The sequence below is a fragment of the Magnetospirillum aberrantis SpK genome, assembly GCF_011022235.1.
Taxonomy (GTDB): Bacteria; Pseudomonadota; Alphaproteobacteria; order Rhodospirillales; family Magnetospirillaceae; genus Magnetospirillum; species Magnetospirillum aberrantis.
In genome coordinates this window covers 1-19,848 of record NZ_JAAIYP010000004.1, presented here as the reverse complement: position 1 = coordinate 19,848, position 19,848 = coordinate 1, and the positions used below count along the sequence as shown (strand labels likewise).

Here is a 19,848-nt window from a genome sequence, read left to right as displayed (position 1 = left end):
CCGCTCAGCGTTCGTGGAAAGCCTGTGCCACCGAAGCGTGGATCGGCTTCAACAAATATTGCAGCAACGTCTTCTCGCCGGTGACGATGTCCGCCTGCACGGTCATGCCGGGCAGGATGGTGTTGCCGGCGGCCTTGTCCCCGACCCACGGATGGGCAATCTGCACCCATCCCTTGTAGTATGGGGTGTTGTCTTTCTCGTCTAGGTAGGTGGTGGCCGACACCGACTTCAGCGTGCCTTCAACGCTGCCGTAACGGACGAAGTCATAGGATGCCACCTTGATGATCACCTTTTGCCCGGCCATCAGATGGCCGACGTCGCGGGTGTTGATCTTGGTTTCCACCAACAGGTCGTCGTCGGTGGGCACGATTTCCATGATCTGGCCGCCGGCCGGCACCACCGCGCCCACCGTCTTGGCCTTAAGGTTCTGGACATAGCCGCGGACCGGCGACACCAACTCCAGGCGATCGACGCGGTCCTTGAGGCGGGCCACCGATTCGTCCACCTGGGCCAGTTCAGCGGTCACCGTGCCCAGGTCCTTGAGGGCGTCCTGGCGCTGGTTGTTGTCGAGGTCGGCGAGGCGGCGTTCCAGCTCCTCCAGCGCCTTGCCGGCGGTGCGCTGCTGTCCCTGAAGGCGCGAGATTTCCGACTCGATGGCGGCTTTCTGGCGCAGCGCGGCGAAATAGTCGACCTTGCTGGTATGGCCGGCACGGTACAGGGTTTCGCGCATCTGCGCCTCTTCCGCCACCAGCGACAACTGGTCGCGCACGGCGCGTTCCTGGGCGGCGGCGGCGGCGACTTCCTCGCGCTTTTGGGCCGATTGTTCCAACAAGACGTTGCCTTGCGACAGCCAGCGTTCGGTGTCGGCCCGCAGAATGTCGATCTGGTCGGCGGCCAATCCCTGGTACTTGGGCGACACCTTGCCGAAATCGGGCTTGCGGCCGTCGACGAAGGCGCGCAGACGCTCGGCCTTGAGCATCAGGGCGACGCGGCGGCTGTCCGCCTGTTCCATTTCCGCCGAGGCCTGGACCGGGTCGAGACGGATCAGCGGCTGGCCGGCTTCGACCATGGCGCGGTCCTCGACCAGGATCTCGCGCACGATGCCGCCTTCCAGGTGCTGGACCACCTGCACCGACCGCGACGGCACCACCGAACCGAAAGTGGTCGCCACTTCGTCCATGCGCATCAGCGACGCCCAGATGACGAAGGCGACCACCACCAGCGAGACCACGATCACCGCCGCCCGCGAGATGGCCGACATGCCGGCTTCCTCGACGATGGCGAAATGGGCCAGGTGGCGCACCTGACGCGACGCCTTTTGCAGCTTGATGGCGGAAGCCTGGTTGGTGGCGAGGTTGGTCATCGCGAAATTCCGTCAGAAGAAGCCGGCGGGCAGGCGGTCGAGCACCTGCTTGGCCGGGCCGGCCATGCGCACTTGGCCCTGTTGCATCACCACGATCTTGTCGGCCAGCTTGAGGTGGCTGGGGCGGTGGGTCACCAGCATCACGGTGGAATGGCCGCGCATGCGTTCCAAGGTGACCATGAAGTTGCGGTCGGCCATGAAGTCCAGCCCCGAGGCCGGCTCGTCCAAAAGGGTGATCGGCGCCCGCTTGAGATAGGCCCGCGCCAGCGACAGGCGCTGACGGAACGACGACGACATGCGTTCGGTCTGACCGTCGCCCAGCCGGGTCTCGAAACCTTTCTCCAGCGCCTCGACGTCGTCCAGCACCCCGGCCTCGCGGCAGGCCCAGCGCAATTCCTCGTCGGTGGCGATGGGGCGGACCAGACGCAGGTTCTGGGCCACCGTGCCGAAGAACATCTCGGGCTGTTGCGGCACATAGGCGATGGCCCGGCGCAATTCGACCGGGTCGAGCTGGCGGATGTCGATGTTGTCGAGCTGCACCGCGCCGGTCTGCGGCCGGTAAAGTCCCAACAGCAGCTTCAGCACGGTGGACTTGCCGCAGCCGTTGGGGCCGATCAGCGCGACGATCTCGCCCGGCTCCACCTGGAAGGTGACGCCCAGCACCGCCGGGTCGGCGTCGGGGTGGTAGCGCAGCGACACGTTGTTGAGCGACAGCCGGCCCGACAGCCGGGGTTGCGACTGTACCGCCGGGGTGCCGGTCCGTTCCGGGCGCACCTGCATCAGCCGGTTGATCTGGGCGACCGAAGCCTTGACCCGCTCGATCTGCGAGAACAGCGAAAAGGCGGTCTGAAGCGGGCGCAGGATCCACCACACCATCATCATCGACGCCATCAGCCCGCCCACCGTCATGGCGCCGTCGAGCACCCGCAACACCCCCCAGCCCAGGGTGAGAAGACCGGTCAGCACCACCATGGCCTGGGACACCGACGCCACCATGGCCAGGGCCTGATTGGCGGCATGGGTTTTCAGGCCGGCATCGGCGGACAGCGTGCGATAGCGTTCACGCCACACCTGCTCGGCCCCAGATTCCTTGATGGCCCGCGGTTTGGACAGCGCCTCGACCAGGAATTCCTGGCGCTTCGACGACGCCCGCGTCGATGCCATCACCCGGCGTTCGACCAAGGGGCGGGTGAAGTGGGCGAACAGGAAGAACAACACCAGCGCCCCGGACGGCACCAGCACCAAAGCCCCACCCAGCATGCCCATGACCATCAGGAACAGCACGACGAAGGGGGCTTCGGCCAAGGTGGTGGCCAGGGGGCCGGTAAAGAACTCGCGCACCAGTTCGAAATCGCGCAGCCGGGCGATCTGGGCGTTGGGGTTGGCCAATTCGGTGTAAGGCGGCGCCAACAGCAGCAGCCGGCGGAAGATGGCCAGTCCCAAAAGGTGGTCGAGGCGGGCGCCGATATAGGCGATCATGCGGGCCCGGATGTTGCGCAAGGCGAAGTCGCCGGCCACCGCCACCGTGATGCCGGCCACCAACGCCCCCAGGATGCCGAACGCGCCGGTTGGCAGGAACTTGTCGTAGATGGCCATGATGAACAGCGGCGTCGCCAGCACCAGCAGGTTCGACGCCAGACTGGTGAACAGCATCTGGGCGAACAGCGGCTTGAACCGTCCCAGGATCATGGCCACGAAGTTCTTGGGGGCCTCTTCCATCTCGATCCGCTGGTCCTCGTCCAGCGGGCGGAACAGATAGACCGTGCCGACGCTGTCGGGGGCGGTGATGGTGAGATAGGAACGCGACGCGGCGTCGAACACCACCAGCTTTTCACTGCCGTCGTCGGCGGGCCGCACCAGCACCATGGCCATGGTGTGGTCGCCATCGGGCAGGAACAGGCATGGCAACAGGCGGGAATCCAGGCCCGAAGGGCACAGCCGCTCGGAAGCGCTGGCGTAACCCAGATTGGCCATGACGTTGAGCAGGTCGGTCAGGTCGAGCTGGTCGGCGAAATGGGGCAACGCCTCGGCGACGTGGACCAGATCGCCGTCCCAGCGCAGGGCCTGCAACAGCGGCAGGACACAGGCGGCAAGGTCGGTGACGGCGCGGAATCCGCCCAGGACGCCCTCGACCGCCTGTTTCTCGGTCAGTTCGACATGTTGGACGAAACCGCCCCACCCCAACGAGGATGCCGGGATCGTGCTCATTCCGCGGCCCTCCTGAGCGGTGCCGCCGAGGATTCACCGGGATACGGGGTCGGCGCCGCCGGATTTGGCGCCTTGGGCTCCAGTCGGCCGCCCTTGAGCAGCAACAGGCGGTCGCCCAGCTTTTGCAGGCTGGGGCGCAAGGTCACCAGGATCATGGTGCAGTGGCGATCAAGGTTTTCCAGATAGCGGCGCAATTGTTCGTCGCCGGGGCCGTCCATGCTGGCGTTGGCTTCGTCGAACAACACGATGCCGGGGCGCGGCGCCAGGGCGCGAACCACGGCGATGCGCTGGATGACGCCGCGCGGCAAGGCTTCGGCCGAACCGTCGCCGATGCGGGTGTCGTAGCCGCCGGGCAGACGGTAGACCACTTCGTCCAAGCCAAGGTCCTTGGCGATGGCCAGCGCCGACTTGCGCAGATGGGGCCGGAACATGGTCAGGTTGTCGAGGATGGTGCCGCGGAACAACTCGCTGTATTGCGGCACATAGGCGATGGCGCCGCTGCGCAGCGCCTCCGGGTCGTAGGAGGTGACCGGCTGGCCGTCGATCAGCACCTCGCCGGAATTGGGCTGGGTTACCCCCAGGATCAGGCGCAGCAAGGTCGACTTGCCCGAACCGTTGTCGCCGGCGATGGCCACGCGCTCGCCGGGCCGGATGTCCAGCGACAGCCCCTGGAACAGGTCGTCACCGTCCTCGCCATGGCCGAAGCTCACGTCGCGCAGCGTGATGGCACCCTTGAGCTTGAGCGACGGCACCTTGTCCGACCGGGGCTCGCCCGGCAATTCCATCAGGCTGGCCAGCCGCTCGCGCATCAGGCGCGCGGTCTGGAAACGGGTCCACATGGCCACCGCTTTCTGCACCGGCTGCAAGGCGCGGCCGGCCAGCAGCGTACAGGCGGACAGGCCGCCCACCGTCAGATGGCCGCGCACCACCAGCCAGCCGCCGCCCACCACCACCACCAGGGTCAGCAATTGCGAGAACGCCTGTCCCACCGCCAGCGCTTTGGAATTGCCCTGGACCACCATGTGGTTGGCCCGTGCCACGCTTTCCTGAAGGCGGGCATAGCGCTGGATCATCTGGCCTTCCATGGCCATGGACTTGACGGCGTGGATGCCGTGGATGACCTCGATGTTGAAGTTCTGGCGACGGTCGCGGACCGTGTTGAAATCGGTGATCGACTTGCCGACGCTGCGGGTCGAGACATAGGCGAAGGCGACAAAGCCGGCCAGCATGACCACCGGTGCCAGCACCAGCCAGCCGGCGACATAGGCGATAGCGCCCAGGAACAGGAACACGAAGGGCAGGTCGCACAGAATCAGTGCCCATTGTTCCGAGAACACCTCGCGCACCGTGGGGAGACCGGCAAGGCGCTCGATCAGCTCGCCGGCGCCGATGCGTTCCAACTCGTCGGCCGGGGTGGCCATGATGCGGCCGAATGCCTCGCACCCGGCGTTGTGTTCGAACTTCACGCCGGCCCAGCCGACGATTTCGGTGCGGGCCACGCGCAACAGCGCCTCAAGGATCACCGCGCTGGCCACGCCGGCCATCAGGATCAACAGCGTGCCGGTCGAACTGTTGGGGATGATGCGGTCATAGATTTGCAGCAGCGCCAGCGGCAGGGCGAGAGCAAGGACATTCAGCATCACCGAGGCGACGCCGACATACCCCTTCGTTCCTTTGCTTGCACGGAACGTCTTCAGCCGTTCGATACCCGCTTGCATCCGCAAGTCCCCATGACCACCGGCGCCCACATTTTGGTGGTGCGCTCGTCCAAGGGAATTTTATCGGCTAATATACTTAACGAGAAACCAACAAATTGTAAGAATTTGCGAGGAGTATCGTTGCGCACATACGCACAATTTCTTTATCGAGAGGTCATCAGTGGCGGGACGAATCTTCTTCGTCACATTTCCCTTACGCACATGAATGACATGTAATCGTTACCACCTCTGGTTTTATTTGTTCTGAGTGAGGGCGCAAAAAAAGGCGGAGGCCAAATGGCCCCCGCCTTCGTCATACCGTCGAAGGGCAAGCTTAGTGCTGGCCGCCGCAGCCGCACCCGGCACCATGCTTGATTTCAAGCGCGGCGACGCCGGGCAGGGTCTTGCCTTCCAGCCATTCCAGGAACGCGCCGCCGGCGGTCGAGACGTAGGAGAACTTCTCTTCCACGCCGGCCTTGGCGAGCGCCGCGACGGTGTCGCCACCGCCGGCCACGGTCAACAGCTTGCCTTGGGTGGTGCGCTCCGCCGCCGCCTGCGCCACGGCGTCGGTCGCCGCGTTGAAGGGGGCGATCTCGAACGCGCCCAAGGGGCCGTTCCACACCAGGGTCTTGCAGCCGCCCAGGCGGTCGATGATTGTCTCGACGCTGGCCGGGCCGGCGTCCAGGATCATCTTGTCCTCGGGCACCGCGTCCACCGACACCACGCTGTTGGGCGCGTTCTCGGCGAACTCGCCGGCCACCACCGCATCGACCGGCAGGACGATGTGACAATGGGCGGCCTTGGCCTTTTCCAGGATTTCCCGTGCGGTGTCGGCCATTTCCTTTTCGCACAGCGACTTGCCCACCGGCTTGCCCATGGCGAACAGGAAGGTGTTGGCCATGCCGCCGCCGATGATCAGGTAATCCACCTTGGCCACCAGATTGCCCAGCAGATCCAGCTTGGTGGAGACCTTGGCGCCGCCGACCAATGCGGCCACCGGCTTTTCCGGGGCTCCCAGCGCACGGCCCAGGGCCTCGAGCTCGGCCTGCATCAACCGGCCGGCAGCGGCCGGCAGGATGTGGGCCAGACCTTCGGTCGAGGCGTGGGCGCGGTGCGCGGTCGAGAAGGCGTCGTTGACGTAGAGGTCGCCCAGATCGGCCAGCTTGCTGGCGAAGGACGGCTCGTTCTTCTCTTCCTCGGGATGGAAGCGGACGTTTTCCAACAGCGCGATGTCACCGTCCTTGAGGCCGGCGATGACACCCTCGGCCTCGGGACCGATGCAGTCGTCGGCCCAGGCGACGGGCTTGCCCACCGCCTTGGCCAGCGGCTCGACCAGAAGTTTCTGCGAATACTTCTCGTCGCGCCCCTTGGGGCGGCCGAAATGAGTCAGCACGATGACCTTGGCGCCCTTGTCGGCCAGCTCTTTCAGAGTGGCCGCCGAGCGGTCGATGCGGGTGGTGTCCGTGACCTTGCCGTCCTTTGCCGGGACGTTGAGGTCGGCACGGACCAGCACCCGCTTGCCCTTGACGTCAAAGGCGTCGATGGTGCGGAACATGGGTGTCCCCCTTGGCCCTTAGTGGGTGGCGACGAACTGCACGAAGCGCAGCATGTTGCAGGTATAGCCGTATTCGTTGTCGTACCACGACACCACCTTGACGAAGGTCTCGTCCAATTGGATGCCGGCTTCGGCGTCGAAGATCGACGGCAGCGGGCAGCCGACGAAATCGGTCGAGACCACTTTCTCGGCGGTGAAGCCGAGCACACCCTTGAGCGCGCTTTCCGAGGCGGCCTTCATGGCGGCGACGATGTCTTCGTACTTGGCGGGCTTTTCCAATTCGACGGTCAGGTCGACCACCGAAACGTCCGAGGTGGGCACGCGGAAGCTCATGCCGGTCAGCTTCTTGTTCAGGGCCGGCAGGACCTTGCCCACCGCCTTGGCGGCGCCGGTCGAGCTGGGGATGATGTTTTCCAGGATGCCGCGGCCGCCGCGCCAATCCTTCATGGACGGGCCGTCCACGGTCTTCTGGGTGGCGGTGGCGGCGTGCACGGTGGTCATCAGGCCGCGCTTCACGCCCCAATTGTCGTTCAGCACCTTGGCCACCGGGGCCAGGCAGTTGGTGGTGCACGACGCGGCCGACACGATGGCCTGGCCGGCATAGGTCTCGTGGTTGACGCCATAGACGAACATCGGCGTGTCGTCCTTGGACGGGGCCGACTGCACGACCTTCTTGGCGCCGGCGGCGATGTGCTTCTCGCAAGCTTCCTTGGTCAGGAACAGGCCGGTGGATTCGATGACCACGTCGACGCCGACCTCGCCCCACTTCAGCTCGGCCGGATCCTTGACGGCGGTCAGGCGGATCTTCTTGCCGTTGACGATCAAGGTGGTGCCGTCAACCGCGATCTCGCCGTCGAAGCGGCCGTGCACCGAATCGTACTTCAGCATGTAGGCCAGATACTCGGGATCAAGCAGATCGTTGATCGCCACGATTTCCAGTTCCGGGTAGTGCTTGGTGGCGGCACGGAACACCATGCGCCCGATGCGGCCGAACCCGTTGATGCCTACACGAACAGTCATTTCTTCCTCCACGTGGGTAACGACACGGCACCAGCCGACCAGCCCCAAGGCGGAAATGCCAGAGGGCACGGGGCGTCTGTTGGGCGGAATGCCTGCCGAATTCTGACGTCGTCCATATTGCACACCTGCGAAGTCGAATCCAGCCCCGAAAACGGCAAGACACCTTGGGTGTGGCGGCAAAATGAATTTCCAAGTTCCGGCGTTCAGGTGGGCACCTTGGCGCTTTTATTGAAAGTAAGATGCTATATGAAGGTGTCGGCGTATGAAATAAAAATAAGGCTGCGCCCACCCTTAAAGGTAGCGCGTGAATTTCATGTGACGTCATTTATATTTAATTTGGTTCAGAGGAAATTTTGTTGAATGCGAAATTCCCTCGTCTTTCCATGGAGGACATGAAGCAGGACGGGGAGGGCGTTCGGGATTTCTCGGAAAGTCGGCATGACCGGGCTTCTCCGCTGGTATTACCTCTCCCCTTCTTTCGGATCGATCTCGGGGGGCGGCATGCCTCTTTCGCCCCAGTGGGTTACAGCGGAAGAACAGTGTTCGCTGGGGGCGGGCTTTGTCATAGTGGAGGCGTCGACAAGACGTTGCCGCCCCCTTTCCCCCCTTCGGCGGCAAAACGGCGGCGCTCTCCTCCCCCACCCATCCGGGGGCGCCCCATACAGCCAGGCCGCCGGGAACCTTCCCGGCGGCCTGTGTATTTCAGCCGACCTGTTTCAGGGGCGTCTCGATTCAGGGGGGCTCTCAGGGGGTGTCGTCGTCGGCGGGTTCCGCCATCAGGCGATAGAGTTTGCTGTCCCGCAACGCCAAGGCCGAAATCATCTTCAGCGCGGTGGGGTCGCCCACCTTGACCATGCGGGCGTGGACGATGCCCTCGGCGTCGCGGGTCAGTTCCCGGACCTCCCATTGGGCGGTGGATTCCGTGGGCTGATATCGTTGTCCGACGGCCACTTCGCGTCGTGCCATCTTGTTTTTCTCCGGTTTCCCGATCGTAAGATCCAGGGGGGAGGCGTCTGTACGCCAATCACCCCCACTCATGGAAGAGAAATGTGATCGGAAGGGTGTGGCGCAACCGTGGCAAATCCGGGGATGGTGTCCTCCCATGAATGCACCAGCCAAAGACAAGCTTATAGTCATTGTTTGATGAAATGTACCTCTTCTTGCTCCATGGATATAACCTTTTCTGATCCGATTTTATGTCCATGGTATGGAAATAGAACGCTTTTCGGGTTTCGTATTGCATTCGATAGGGGGCGGCTTATTTTGCAGAAGTCGGGAGAGGCCGGAACGGCGGAATCGCCATGTCCGGGCGGGCTTTTTCCTGGTGACGTCGCCGTGCGCAGCTGACACCATGGCTGCCGGGGAAGGCGCCGCCGGGGATGTCTCCGGGAAACCGGTTCCGCGACGGTCGGGCGACAAAGTTGACGGTGGAAGCGATGAAGATTCTGATTGCCGACGACCACGAATTGTTCCGCGACGGACTGCGTCATGTGCTGGACCAGCTGGGCGGCGAGTTGACGATCGTGGAAGCCTGCGATTTTCCCCAGGCGGTGGCCGCCGTCGACGCGCATCCCGACATGGATATCGTGCTGCTGGACCTCAACATGCCGGGCATGAGCTGGAACGAGGGCTTGCAGCGGCTCAAGGACATGCTGTCCGACCAGGTGCCGGTGATCGTGCTGTCGGCGTCCGACGACCGTCGTCACGTGTTGCAGGCGGTCAACATGGGGGCTGCGGGTTTCATTCCCAAGACGTCGTCGTCGCGGGTGATGCTGTCGGCGCTCAAGCTGGTGCTGTCGGGCGGCGTCTATCTGCCGCCGGCCTTGCTGGAACAGGGCAACCCGCAAGGCGATTCCCTGGGCCCGGTGGCCAATGAGAACGCGGTGTCGTTCCTGACCCCGCGTCAGCGCGAGGTGCTGGCGCTTTTGGGCCAGGGCAAGTCCAACAAGGAAATCGCCCGCGTGCTGCAACTGGCCGAAGGCACGGTCAAGCTGCACGTCACCGCCATTCTCAAGGCGCTGAATGTCAATAACCGCACGCGCGCGGTGGTGGCGGCCTCGCAACTGGGCCTGACGGCCCCCGAGGTCGGTTCCTGAGCCTGAGCTCTGGAACCGGGCATCGCGTTCGGCGCGTAAGCTTCAGGGGAAAGCTTGGGCCGACTGCGCCACCAACGCGACGACAAAGGCAAGGGCCAGCACGGCTTCGGGCAACCAGTCGCTCTTCATGGCGTCCTCCCTGGCTGTATGTCTCCCCATGGTATCAACATGCATCGTCGATGCATCATGACATTGGGGCGAAAAACGCAAGGCACAAGGCGTTTCTTGCCGCAGGCTCCGCGCTCTCGGCTCTCCAGCCCTCGCAACTCCGCTGTTGCCGGCTTTGGCCCAGGGCTTATCCTGTGGAGATCGGGAGGCGAGAGGGGCGAGCATGCGCGAACCGTCCTGGCATCTTTTGAATGTCGCCGAAGCCTGCCAACGGCTGGACAGCGACCTTGATCGCGGCCTTGGCTCGGACGAGGTCGGCCGTCGCCGCGCCCGGTTCGGCGCCAACGCCTTGCCCGAAAAGCCGGGCAAGCCGGCATGGCGGTTGTTTCTGGCGCAATTCAAAAGCCTGCTGACGCTGGTGTTGCTGGCGGCCGGCGTGCTGGCGGGGATGATCGGCGACACCACCGACATGGCGGTGATCGTGGTGGTGGTGCTGTTCAACGCCTCCTTGGGCTTCTATCAGGAATATCGCGCGGAACGGATTCTCGACGCGCTCAAATCCATGCTGGCCCAGCAATCGCGGGTACGCCGCGACGGCGAAACGCGCGAGGTGGCGGCCGAAACCCTGGTGCCGGGAGACCTGGTGCTGCTCGAGGCCGGAGACCGGGTCCCGGCCGACGGCCGGCTGGTGGTGGCGTACGGGATCGAGGTTGACGAATCCAGCCTGACCGGGGAATCGCTGGCTACCGCCAAGGATGTGGGCGTCCTGGCCGATCCTGGTGCCGCCCTGGGCGACCGCAGCAATTTGGCGTTCATGAATACGGTGGTGACGCGCGGACGTGGCGAGATGCTGGTGACCGCCACCGGTGCCGCTACCGAAATGGGCCGGATCGTCGGCCTGCTCGATGTCGCGATCGATGGCGGCACCCCTCTTCAGGCGCGGCTGGACCAGTTGGGGCGCCGGCTGGCGTTGGTGGCGGGGGTGGTGGTCGGTGTGATCCTGGTCATGGGGCTGGCGCGCGGCGCGCCCTTGACCGACACGGTCATGACCGCCGTGGCGTTGGCGGTGGCGGCCATTCCCGAAGGCTTGCCGGCGGTGGTGACGGTGACCTTGGCCATCGGCATGGCGCGCATGGCGCGCAAGGGTGCCATCGTCAAACGGCTGGCGGCGGTCGAGACCTTGGGCTCGACCACGGTGATCGCCTCCGACAAGACCGGCACGCTGACGCTCAACCAGATGACGGCGCGGGCGGGATGGGCCCTGGGCCGCCGGTTCCGGGTCGAGGGCGAGGGCTATGTGCCGCGCGGCCGCGTCATGCCCGACGACCCGCATGGCGCGGTGCCGTCGTTGGCTGCCTGTTTGCGGGCCGGCGCGCTGTGCAACGATGCCCGGTTGAACAACGGTCCCGAAGGCTGGACTCTGGTCGGCGACCCGACCGAAGGGGCGCTTCGGGTGTTGGCGGAAAAAGCCGGAATCGACGCCACATGGCCGCGTGTGGCGGAGTTGCCGTTCGATTCGGCACGCAAGCTGATGCTGACCGTTCACCGCCGCGAGACCGACGGCCGCTTGCTGCTGTGCGCCAAGGGGGCGCCCGATGTGATCGGGGAGCATGTGGTGGCGGTGCGTGGGCCAGAGGGCGACCGGCCATTGACCGATGGCGACCGGGCCATGTTGCGGGCCGAGGTCGAGCGGCTGGGGGCGCGGGCGCTTCGGGTGCTGGCCCTGGCCGAGGCCGAGGTGGACGAAGCCGCCCTGGCCGACCCGCTGACGGCGGCGCGCGGCGGTCTGGTGCTGACCGCTTTGGTTGGGCTGATGGACCCGCCCCGGCCGGCGGCCAAGGATGCCGTGGCCGAATGTCGGCGTGCCGGCATCGCCGTCAAGATGATCACCGGCGACCACCGCGTCACCGCCGCCGCGGTGGCCCGTTCGCTGGGAGTGGACGGCGAGGTGGTGACCGGCCCGGAACTCGACGCCATGGACGAGGAGGAACTGGCCGCACGGATCGATTCCATCGCCGTGTTCGCCCGCGTCGCCCCCGAACACAAGGTGCGGATCGTCGCCGCGCTCAGGCGCCGGGGGCATGTGGTGGCCATGACCGGCGACGGGGTCAACGACGCCGCCGCGCTCAAGCGCGCCCATATCGGTGTCGCCATGGGCCGCACCGGCAGCGACGTGACGCGCGAGGCGGCGACCATGGTGCTGACCGACGACGACTTCTCCACCGTGGTGCGCGCGGTCCAGGAAGGCCGCACCATCTACGACAACATCATCAAGTTCGTCCGCTTCCAGTTGTCGACCAATGTCGGCGCGTTGCTGGCGGTGTTCGCCGCGCCGTTGCTGGGCATGCCGGTGCCGTTCCACCCCATCCAGATCCTTTGGGTCAACATCATCATGGATGGTCCCCCGGCCCTGGCCCTGGCTTTCGACCCGCCGCGCGCCGGCTTGATGCGCGAACATCCGCGCGACCGTGACGAAGCCATCTTGTCGCGTCCCCGGCTGATCCGGCTGGCGACCTATGGCGCCACCATGGCGGTGGGGACACTGGGGGTGTTGTGGGTGGCCTTGGCCCGAGGCGCCGATCCGATCGAAGCGCGCACCTTGGCCTTCACCACCTTCGTCCTGTTCCAGGTGTTCAACGTGTTCAACGCCCGTGTCGCCGCGGAATCGGCCCTGGGGCGGCGGATGTTCCGTAACCGCAAGCTATGGCTGGCGCTGGTGGCGGTGGTCGGGCTTCAGGCCTTGGCGGTGCATTGGGGGCCGGCCCAGGAGCTGTTCCACACCACGGCGTTGAGCGCCGCCGAGTGGCTGACGGCGACCGCCGTCGCCAGCCTTGTCCTTCTTTTGGATGAGGGACGCAAGCTCGTGGCGCGATGGTCCAGACGGCGGCGGAGAAGCTAGAAAATAAAGCGGTTTCTCGATGGATCCGATAACGTGCCGTGTCGGTTCGCGATGAAGTTCTTTACTCCGAAAGAAGTATGTAAGGCGCCTTCTACCTCGGAATGACGAGCGGTTCCTAAGTTGTTACCCCTATATTTTTTCTACGGCATCAGTAATGCTGTTCACAATCGATGGTAATCGCTTGTGGCGCATGTGTGGCCTGTGCGTAACAACTGTGGTCTGGCGAAGAATTCTGTCATGACGAACGAACAAAAAAGCGAGATGGTCTGGGCGGTCCGCGGCATTCCCGACGACGTGCGGCGGGCCGTGGTCGAACGGGCCAAGACGGAGGGGCGCACGGTGGGCGCCTGGGTGACCGAGGCTTTGCGCAATGCCTTGGAAAGCAACGCGCTCGACGCGCAGATCGCCGACCTGCGCCGCCGCGTCGAATTGCTGGAAGGGCTGAGGCTGAGAGGGGAATCCTAGGCGGCGGCGCCCAGCGAACGTTGCAGGATGTCCAGCAACTGGCGGCCGTTGACCGGCTTGTGCAGGATGGGCAGACCGCTGGCGGCGGCGGTGCGCAGACGGTCGACGGCGGTGTCGCCGGTGACCAGGACGCCGGGAATGCCGGCGCCAAAGGCGCTGCGCAGGGTCTGGATGGCCTCGGTTCCGGTGTTGCCTTCCTTCAGGCGGTAATCAGCCAGGATGAAGTCGGGCCGGACATGGCTGTCGCGTAAAAGCTTCAGCGCCTCCTCGGTGCTGGGGGCGGCAACCACCCGATAGCCCCAGCTTTCGAACAGCATCTGATATCCGGCAAGCACGATGGATTCGTCCTCGATCACCACGATCAGGGGCGACGTCGCACCATCCGCTTGCATCAAGACTGCCATGATCGCAATCCTTCCCTCTACTTCCCTGGAATAATGCGGCATCGCGGCAAGCGGGGGAATTCGTTCTATGGGCATACCACCGTATGACCTTGGCAGGGTGTGACGGCTTTTCCGCCAAACGGCCTTGCGTTTGTCTTCGTGCGTGATGGCTTGCGCTTGGCGGCGAAATTCGCTCTTACTTCTCAATTCATCTCTCAGGAGCTTCCGCCCCGCTCCGCCGCAAGGCCCGATGTCCGAAAGAACGAACGCCGATGACTGATACCGTTGTTTTGCCCGCCGCCGACGCCATGACCGAGGCCGACATCGACCCAACCTTGGACCTGGTGGCGGAAATCGACCGTCTGCGCCGCGAAAAGAACGCGATCATCCTGGCGCATTACTATCAGGATGGGGAAATCCAGGACCTGGCGGATTTCGTCGGCGATTCCTTGGATCTGTCGCGCAAGGCGGCGGCCACCGATGCCGACATGATCGTGTTTTGCGGGGTGCGCTTCATGGGCGAGGTGGCGAAGATTCTGAGCCCCGGCAAGATCGTGGTGATTCCCGACGCCGAAGCCGGATGCTCGCTCGAGGAATCGTGCCGGCCCGAGCCGTTCGCCGCGTTCCGGGCCAAGCACCCCGACCATATCGCGGTCACCTACATCAATTGTTCGGCGGACATCAAGGCGCTGTCGGACGTGATCGTCACCTCCTCCAACGCCGAGGTGATCGTCAACGCCCTGCCCAAGGACAAGCCGATCCTGTTCGCGCCCGACCGTCATCTGGGCGGCTATATCGCGCGCAAGACCGGGCGTGAGATGACGTTGTGGCCGGGAAGCTGTCTGATCCACGAACAGTTTTCGGAAAAGGAACTGGTCAAGCTCAAGGTGCGCCATCCCAACGCCCTGGTCGCCGCCCATCCCGAATGCCCCGAGGCGGTGGTCGCCCACGCCGATTATGTCGGCTCGACCAAGGGAATCCTGGATTACGTGGTGAAAACCGACGCCGCCGAGTTCATCATCGCCACCGAGCCGCACATCATCCACCAGATGACCAAGGCGGCGCCGCACAAGACCTTCATCCCCGCGCCCTTCGCCGACGGTGCCTGCGCGTCGTGCGCCGACTGCCCGTTCATGGCCCGCAACACGCTGGAAAAGATCTATCTGGCCATGGCCAACGCCGCCCCGGCGCTGACCGTGCCCGAGGAGTTGCGGGTGCGGGCGCTCAAGCCGCTGGAGCGCATGCTGGAAATGTCCGCGTCGGTCCCCATGTCCACCGGGAGCAAATGAGATGTCGTTCGAATTCGACCTGTCCGACGCCCGCCGCGTCATCCAGTCCAGCCTGGACGAGGATACCGGCGGCCTGGGGTGGGAGCGCGGCGACATCACCTCGGTGACGGTGATTCCCGCCGATCTGCGCTTCAAGGGGGTGATGCAGGCGCGCCATTCCATGGTGGTGGCCGGTCTGCCGGTGGCGGCCGAGGCGTTTCGCATGGTGGTGCCCGAGGCCCGTTTCACGCCCCGCGTCAGCGACGGCGAGGAGGTGGCGGCCGGAACCGTCCTGGCGGAAATGGAAGGCCCGGCCCGCGGCCTGCTGACCGCCGAGCGCACCGCGCTCAACCTGCTGCAATTGCTGAGCGGCATCGCCACCCTGACCCGGCAGTATGCCGACCGCATCAAGGGCACCGGCTGCACGCTGCTCGACACCCGCAAGACCATTCCTGGCCTGCGCAGGCTTTCCAAGTACGCCACCTTGTGCGGCGGCGCCAGGAACCACCGCATGGGGCTTTATGACGGCGTCCTGATCAAGGACAACCACATCGCCGTGTGTGGAGGCGTCGGCGCGGCGGTCCGTGCGGCCAAGCTTGCCGGCCTGCCCAACGTCGAGGCGGAATGCGACACGCTGGAACAGGTGGCCGAAGCGGTCGAGGCCGGTGCCGACATCGTGCTGCTCGACAACATGGGGCCCGACGTGCTGCGTCGGGCGGTGGCGTTGGTGGCCGGACGCTGCAAGACCGAGGCGTCGGGCGGCGTCAACCTGGACACCATCCGGGCCATCGCCGAAACCGGCGTCGACTTCGTGTCGGTGGGCCGTATCACGCAATCGGCCCCGGCGGTGGATATCGGCCTGGACTGGAGCTGACGCTTCGGGGCAATGACGGTCCGACAGGGCTGATCACGGCCCCGTCGGCCCAGGAAGAACGACGGGAGTTCGTTTCCCATGGCTTATGATCTTCTGGTGATTGGTTCGGGCGCGGCCGGGTTGTCGGTGGCGCTCAGGGTGCTTGAGGCGCGGCCCCGCGCCCGTGTCGCCGTGTTGGCCAAGGGGCCGCTGTCGGAAGGCAGCACCATGTACGCCCAAGGCGGCATCGCCGCCGTCCTGGACGCCATCGATTCCACGGAGAACCACATCGCCGACACCTTGGTCGCCGGTGCCGGCCTGTGCAACCTGGACACCGTGCGGTTTGTCGTCGAGAACGCCCGTTCGGCCATCGAATGGCTGATCGCCAAGGGGGTGATGTTCGACCGCGAGGACGGCGCCTACCACCTGACCCGCGAGGGCGGACATTCGCACCGGCGCGTCATTCACTCCGCCGACGCCACTGGCCGTGCGGTGCAGACCGGGTTGATGGAGCGGCTGCGCGAATCGGGCGCCGAGATTTTCGAACATCACAACGCCATCGACCTGATCCGCGAGCGTCTGGGCGGCAACCGCCTGGGCCGTTGTGTCGGCGCCTACGCGCTTGACCGCCATTCCGGCACGGTGAGCACGCTGGCGGCGCGTGCCGTGGTGCTGGCCTCGGGCGGTGCCTCGCGGGTCTACCTCTATTCCTCGAACCCCGACGGTTCCACCGGCGACGGCATCGCCATGGCCTGGCGTGCCGGTTGCCGCATCGCCAACATGGAATTCAGCCAGTTCCATCCCACCTGCCTTTACCATCCCCAGGCCAAGTCCTTCCTGATTTCCGAGGCGGTGCGCGGCGAGGGCGGGCAGTTGCTGCGGCCCGACGGCACCCGCTTCATGGATGAATACGATTCGCGTGGCGAACTGGCGCCGCGCGACGTGGTGGCGCGGGCCATCGACGACGTCATGAAGCGCCTGGGCTGCAAGAGCGTGTTCCTGGACATCAGCCACAAACCGGCCGAGTTCATCACCGCCCATTTCCCCAACATCCATGCCGAGTGCCTGAAATACGGCATCGACATGACCAAGGAACCGATCCCGGTGGTGCCGGCGGCGCATTTCACCTGTGGCGGGGTCCTGACCGACCGTACCGGCCATACCGACGTGGATGGTCTTTATGCCATCGGCGAAGTGGCGTGCACCGGCCTGCACGGGGCCAACCGTCTGGCTTCCAATTCGTTGCTGGAATGTCTGGTCTACGGCGCGGCGGCGGCCGAGGACATTTCCACCCGTCTGGCCGACATCCCGCCGCCGCCGGTGCTGGCGGCCTGGGACGAAAGCTGGGTCACCGATTCCGACGAGGAAGTGGTGGTCGCCCACAATTGGGACGAACTGCGCCGTTTCATGTGGGATTATGTGGGCATCGTGCGCTCGACCAAGCGGCTGGAACGGGCCAAGCACCGCGTCAAGTTGCTGCTGTCCGAGATCGAGGAATATTACGGCGGGTTCCGCGTCACCAGCGACCTTCTGGAACTGCGCAACCTGTCCATGGTCGCCGACCTGATCGTGCGCTCGGCGTTGCAGCGTCGGGAAAGCCGGGGGCTGCATTACACCATCGACTTTCCCGGCACCGACGGCATCGCCCCGGTGCAAAGCACCATCCTGGTGCCCAAGAACTTCTCGGCCCGGCGCCGCGCCTGAGGAGGGCAGCCATGAACCAACCCAGCAACGCGCGCCGGCGTGTGTTCGAGCCCGGCACCCCGATCTTCGCCGAGGGGGAGCCCGGGACCGAGGCCTATGTGGTCGAATACGGCCGGGTCGCCATCTTCAAGACGGTCAAGGGGCGGCGCGTCGATTTGGGCACGGTGATCCAGGGCGGCATCTTCGGCGAGATGGCGCTGATCGACGACCAGCCGCGCATGGCCTCGGCCGTGGCCGAGGCGGAAACCGCCTGTGTGGTGATCGGCAAGGACCGGCTGACCGAGCAACTGGAACAGGCCCCCAAGGGGGTGCGGGTCATCGTCGGCGCGTTGCTGGGCAACATCCGTCTGATGGGGGCGGAACTGGCCGAGGCCCAGGTCACCCTGGCCCTGGACGAGGACTGACGGCAATGGCGATACTGTCCCGCCGCGCTTTCCTGGCGGCGTTGCCGGTGCTGGCGGCCGCGTCGTCGGCCCAGGCCTCGGGTGGCGGCGGCAATGGCGAGATCTATGTCAAGCTGCCCTCCATCGTCATCGAGTTCTGGGATGCCGACGGCCTGTTCCACACGGTCAACATGGAACTGAGCGCGGTCTTCGCCGAACAGACCAGCATCAACAAGAAGGTTTCGAACGAGATTTCCCAAACCCTGTCGGCCATGACCTGGGAGGAGTTCTCTCGCGGCAATCCCGCCGCCACCATCAAGGCGGTGGCGCTGGACGCGGTGCGCAAGGACCCGAACGGCGCCAAATGCCTCGAGGTGCTGGTGCTCCGGCTGATGATGCGCTGATAGCGGTTCCCGCTGCTGCCGGGGATGATGCCCGTTTGGCACATGGCTCGGTTGTCGTGCTGGTCTTGCGCGGCCTGTTCGCATAAAAACGGCTCTCATGCGTATCGAAGCCCGTTTTCTGTCCTCGCGCCGTTTTCGGTATTCGTCTTGGCTATGGCTGCGCCGCGCGGTGTTCTGGGGTGGCGCCTTGTCGGTGGGGCTGGTCGCGGTGGCTTTCGCCCGTGCCGCGACCCTGGCCGACCAAGCCTTCCACGTCCTGCTGTCCTTCAGTCCGCTGGTGGTGCTGGTGCTGACACCGGCGGGGTTATGGCTGTCCCTGTGGCTGACACGCCGGGTGTTCCCCGGTGCCGAAGGCAGCGGTATTCCCCAAACCATCGCTGCACTCGAAATCTCCGACCAGAAGGCCCGTGGCAAGGTGCTGTCGCTGCGTCTGGCCCTGGGCAAGATCCTGCTGACGCTCCTGGCCTTGTGCTGCGGTGCCTCGGTCGGGCGTGAGGGGCCGACGGTCCAGGTGGGGGCCGCCATCATGCACGACCTCGGCCGCTGGGTACGGCTGACCCGCCGCGAGATCCAGCGCGGGCTGATCCTGGCCGGCGGCGCTGCCGGGGTGGCGGCGGCGTTCAACACGCCGCTGGCCGGCGTGGTGTTCGCCATCGAGGAACTGAGCCGCTCGTTCGAGGCCCGAACCAACGGCCTGGTGCTGACGGCGGTGATCCTGGCCGGTATCACCTCGTTGGCCTTGGTCGGCAATTATCATTATTTCGGCCATGCCGACGCAGGCATGGAACTGGGACAGGCTTGGGTGGCGGTCCTGGCCTGCGGTGTCAGTGGCGGCCTGTTGGGCGGCATTTTCAGCCAGTCGCTGATCCTGGCCGGGCGGCGGGGCTTACCGGGGCCGGTCGGGCGCTTCAAGGCCCGATACCCGGAACGCTTCGCGGCGGCGTGTGGGCTGGTGCTGGCGTTGATCGGCCTGGCTTCGGGCGGGGCCACCTATGGCACCGGCTACGAACAGGCGGCGCAGGCGTTGCACGGCGCCGCGCCGCCCCTCGGCTTCGCTCTGGAAAAGATGCTGGCGACCATGGCGTCCTATCTCTCGGGGATACCCGGCGGCATCTTCGCGCCATCGCTGTCCATCGGTGCCGGCATCGGCGCGGAATGGGGGCGCTGGCTGGTGGGGACGCCGGCGGCGGTCCTGGTGCTGCTGGGCATGGTCGGCTATTTCTCCGGCGTGGTGCAGGCGCCGATCACCGCCGTGGTCATCGTCCTCGAGATGACCGACAACAGCAACATGACCATTCCCTTGCTGACCACCTCGGTCATCGCCTATGGCGTGTCCAAGCTGATCTGTCCCGAACCCTTCTACAAGGCCATGGCGGTCGCTTTCCTCGAACGGATCGGCAAGTCCAAGGACCCGGTTTGACGGGGGCGTGTCGAATTATTTT

The 19,848-nt window shown here is 65.2% G+C and carries 16 protein-coding genes; 9 read left to right on the top strand and 7 right to left on the bottom strand.

The window, feature by feature from the left end; all coding sequences use genetic code 11:
- Positions 1–4: 4 nt before the first annotated feature.
- From G4223_RS00635 to G4223_RS00610, 6 genes are all read right to left on the bottom strand, one after another.
- Complete coding sequence (locus G4223_RS00635) at positions 5–1,363, bottom strand: HlyD family type I secretion periplasmic adaptor subunit (protein WP_163673723.1); 1,359 nt, start codon at positions 1,361–1,363, stop codon at positions 5–7.
- Positions 1,364–1,375: 12 nt separating this feature from the next.
- A complete protein-coding gene (locus G4223_RS00630) occupies positions 1,376–3,571 on the bottom strand; it encodes a peptidase domain-containing ABC transporter (RefSeq protein ID WP_163673721.1) in 2,196 nt (731 codons plus the stop codon).
- Complete coding sequence (locus G4223_RS00625; protein ID WP_163673718.1) at positions 3,568–5,289, bottom strand: peptidase domain-containing ABC transporter; 1,722 nt, start codon at positions 5,287–5,289, stop codon at positions 3,568–3,570. Before G4223_RS00625 ends, G4223_RS00630 begins: the two co-directional genes overlap by 4 nt.
- Positions 5,290–5,602: 313 nt before the next feature.
- Entirely contained in the window at positions 5,603–6,823 is a 1,221-nt protein-coding gene (locus tag G4223_RS00620) for a phosphoglycerate kinase (RefSeq protein ID WP_163673717.1), read from the bottom strand.
- An 18-nt stretch (positions 6,824–6,841) separates the two neighbouring features.
- Positions 6,842–7,843 (bottom strand): type I glyceraldehyde-3-phosphate dehydrogenase, encoded by a 1,002-nt coding sequence (gene gap / locus G4223_RS00615; RefSeq protein ID WP_163673715.1) that lies wholly within the window; start codon positions 7,841–7,843, stop codon positions 6,842–6,844.
- A 744-nt stretch (positions 7,844–8,587) separates the two neighbouring features.
- Positions 8,588–8,809, bottom strand: coding sequence for a hypothetical protein (locus tag G4223_RS00610; RefSeq protein WP_163673713.1), 222 nt, complete (start codon positions 8,807–8,809; stop codon positions 8,588–8,590).
- Positions 8,810–9,279: 470 nt separating this feature from the next.
- Here G4223_RS00610 and G4223_RS00605 point away from each other — a divergent pair, with 470 nt between their 5' ends.
- The 3 genes from G4223_RS00605 to G4223_RS00595 all read left to right on the top strand — a co-directional run bounded on the left by G4223_RS00605 (position 9,280) and on the right by G4223_RS00595 (position 13,411).
- Positions 9,280–9,939, top strand: coding sequence for a response regulator (locus G4223_RS00605; RefSeq protein WP_163673711.1), 660 nt, complete (start codon positions 9,280–9,282; stop codon positions 9,937–9,939).
- Between the two features lie 331 nt (positions 9,940–10,270).
- Positions 10,271–12,946, top strand: coding sequence for a cation-translocating P-type ATPase (locus tag G4223_RS00600; protein WP_163673709.1), 2,676 nt, complete (start codon positions 10,271–10,273; stop codon positions 12,944–12,946).
- A 237-nt stretch (positions 12,947–13,183) separates the two neighbouring features.
- On the top strand, positions 13,184–13,411 hold the full coding sequence (locus G4223_RS00595; protein WP_163673707.1) for a hypothetical protein: 228 nt from the start codon (positions 13,184–13,186) through the stop codon (positions 13,409–13,411).
- Here the strand turns inward: G4223_RS00595 and G4223_RS00590 are convergent.
- Positions 13,408–13,815, bottom strand: coding sequence for a response regulator (locus G4223_RS00590; protein ID WP_163673705.1), 408 nt, complete (start codon positions 13,813–13,815; stop codon positions 13,408–13,410). The two genes, G4223_RS00595 and G4223_RS00590, sit on opposite strands and share 4 nt — an antisense overlap.
- 251 nt (positions 13,816–14,066) lie before the next feature.
- On the opposite strand from G4223_RS00590, the gene nadA reads away from it, so the two are divergent.
- The 6 genes from nadA (at position 14,067) to G4223_RS00560 (ending at position 19,826) form a co-directional block, all read left to right on the top strand.
- Entirely contained in the window at positions 14,067–15,083 is a 1,017-nt protein-coding gene (gene nadA / locus G4223_RS00585) for a quinolinate synthase NadA (RefSeq protein ID WP_163673703.1), read from the top strand.
- A 1-nt stretch (position 15,084) separates the two neighbouring features.
- Entirely contained in the window at positions 15,085–15,936 is an 852-nt protein-coding gene (gene nadC / locus G4223_RS00580) for a carboxylating nicotinate-nucleotide diphosphorylase (RefSeq protein WP_163673700.1), read from the top strand.
- A 78-nt stretch (positions 15,937–16,014) separates the two neighbouring features.
- Positions 16,015–17,619 (top strand): L-aspartate oxidase, encoded by a 1,605-nt coding sequence (gene nadB / locus G4223_RS00575; protein ID WP_163673698.1) that lies wholly within the window; start codon positions 16,015–16,017, stop codon positions 17,617–17,619.
- A gap of 11 nt (positions 17,620–17,630) precedes the next feature.
- Positions 17,631–18,023 carry a cyclic nucleotide-binding domain-containing protein gene (locus tag G4223_RS00570; protein WP_163673696.1) on the top strand — a complete coding sequence of 131 codons (393 nt, stop codon included), beginning with the start codon at positions 17,631–17,633 and terminating at the stop codon, positions 18,021–18,023.
- Positions 18,024–18,028: 5 nt separating this feature from the next.
- The gene (locus tag G4223_RS00565) at positions 18,029–18,406 is read left to right on the top strand and encodes a hypothetical protein (protein ID WP_163673694.1); all 378 of its coding nucleotides are present in this window, start codon (positions 18,029–18,031) and stop codon (positions 18,404–18,406) included.
- A 97-nt stretch (positions 18,407–18,503) separates the two neighbouring features.
- Entirely contained in the window at positions 18,504–19,826 is a 1,323-nt protein-coding gene (locus tag G4223_RS00560) for a chloride channel protein (protein ID WP_163673692.1), read from the top strand.
- The last annotated feature ends 22 nt before the right edge of the window (positions 19,827–19,848 follow it).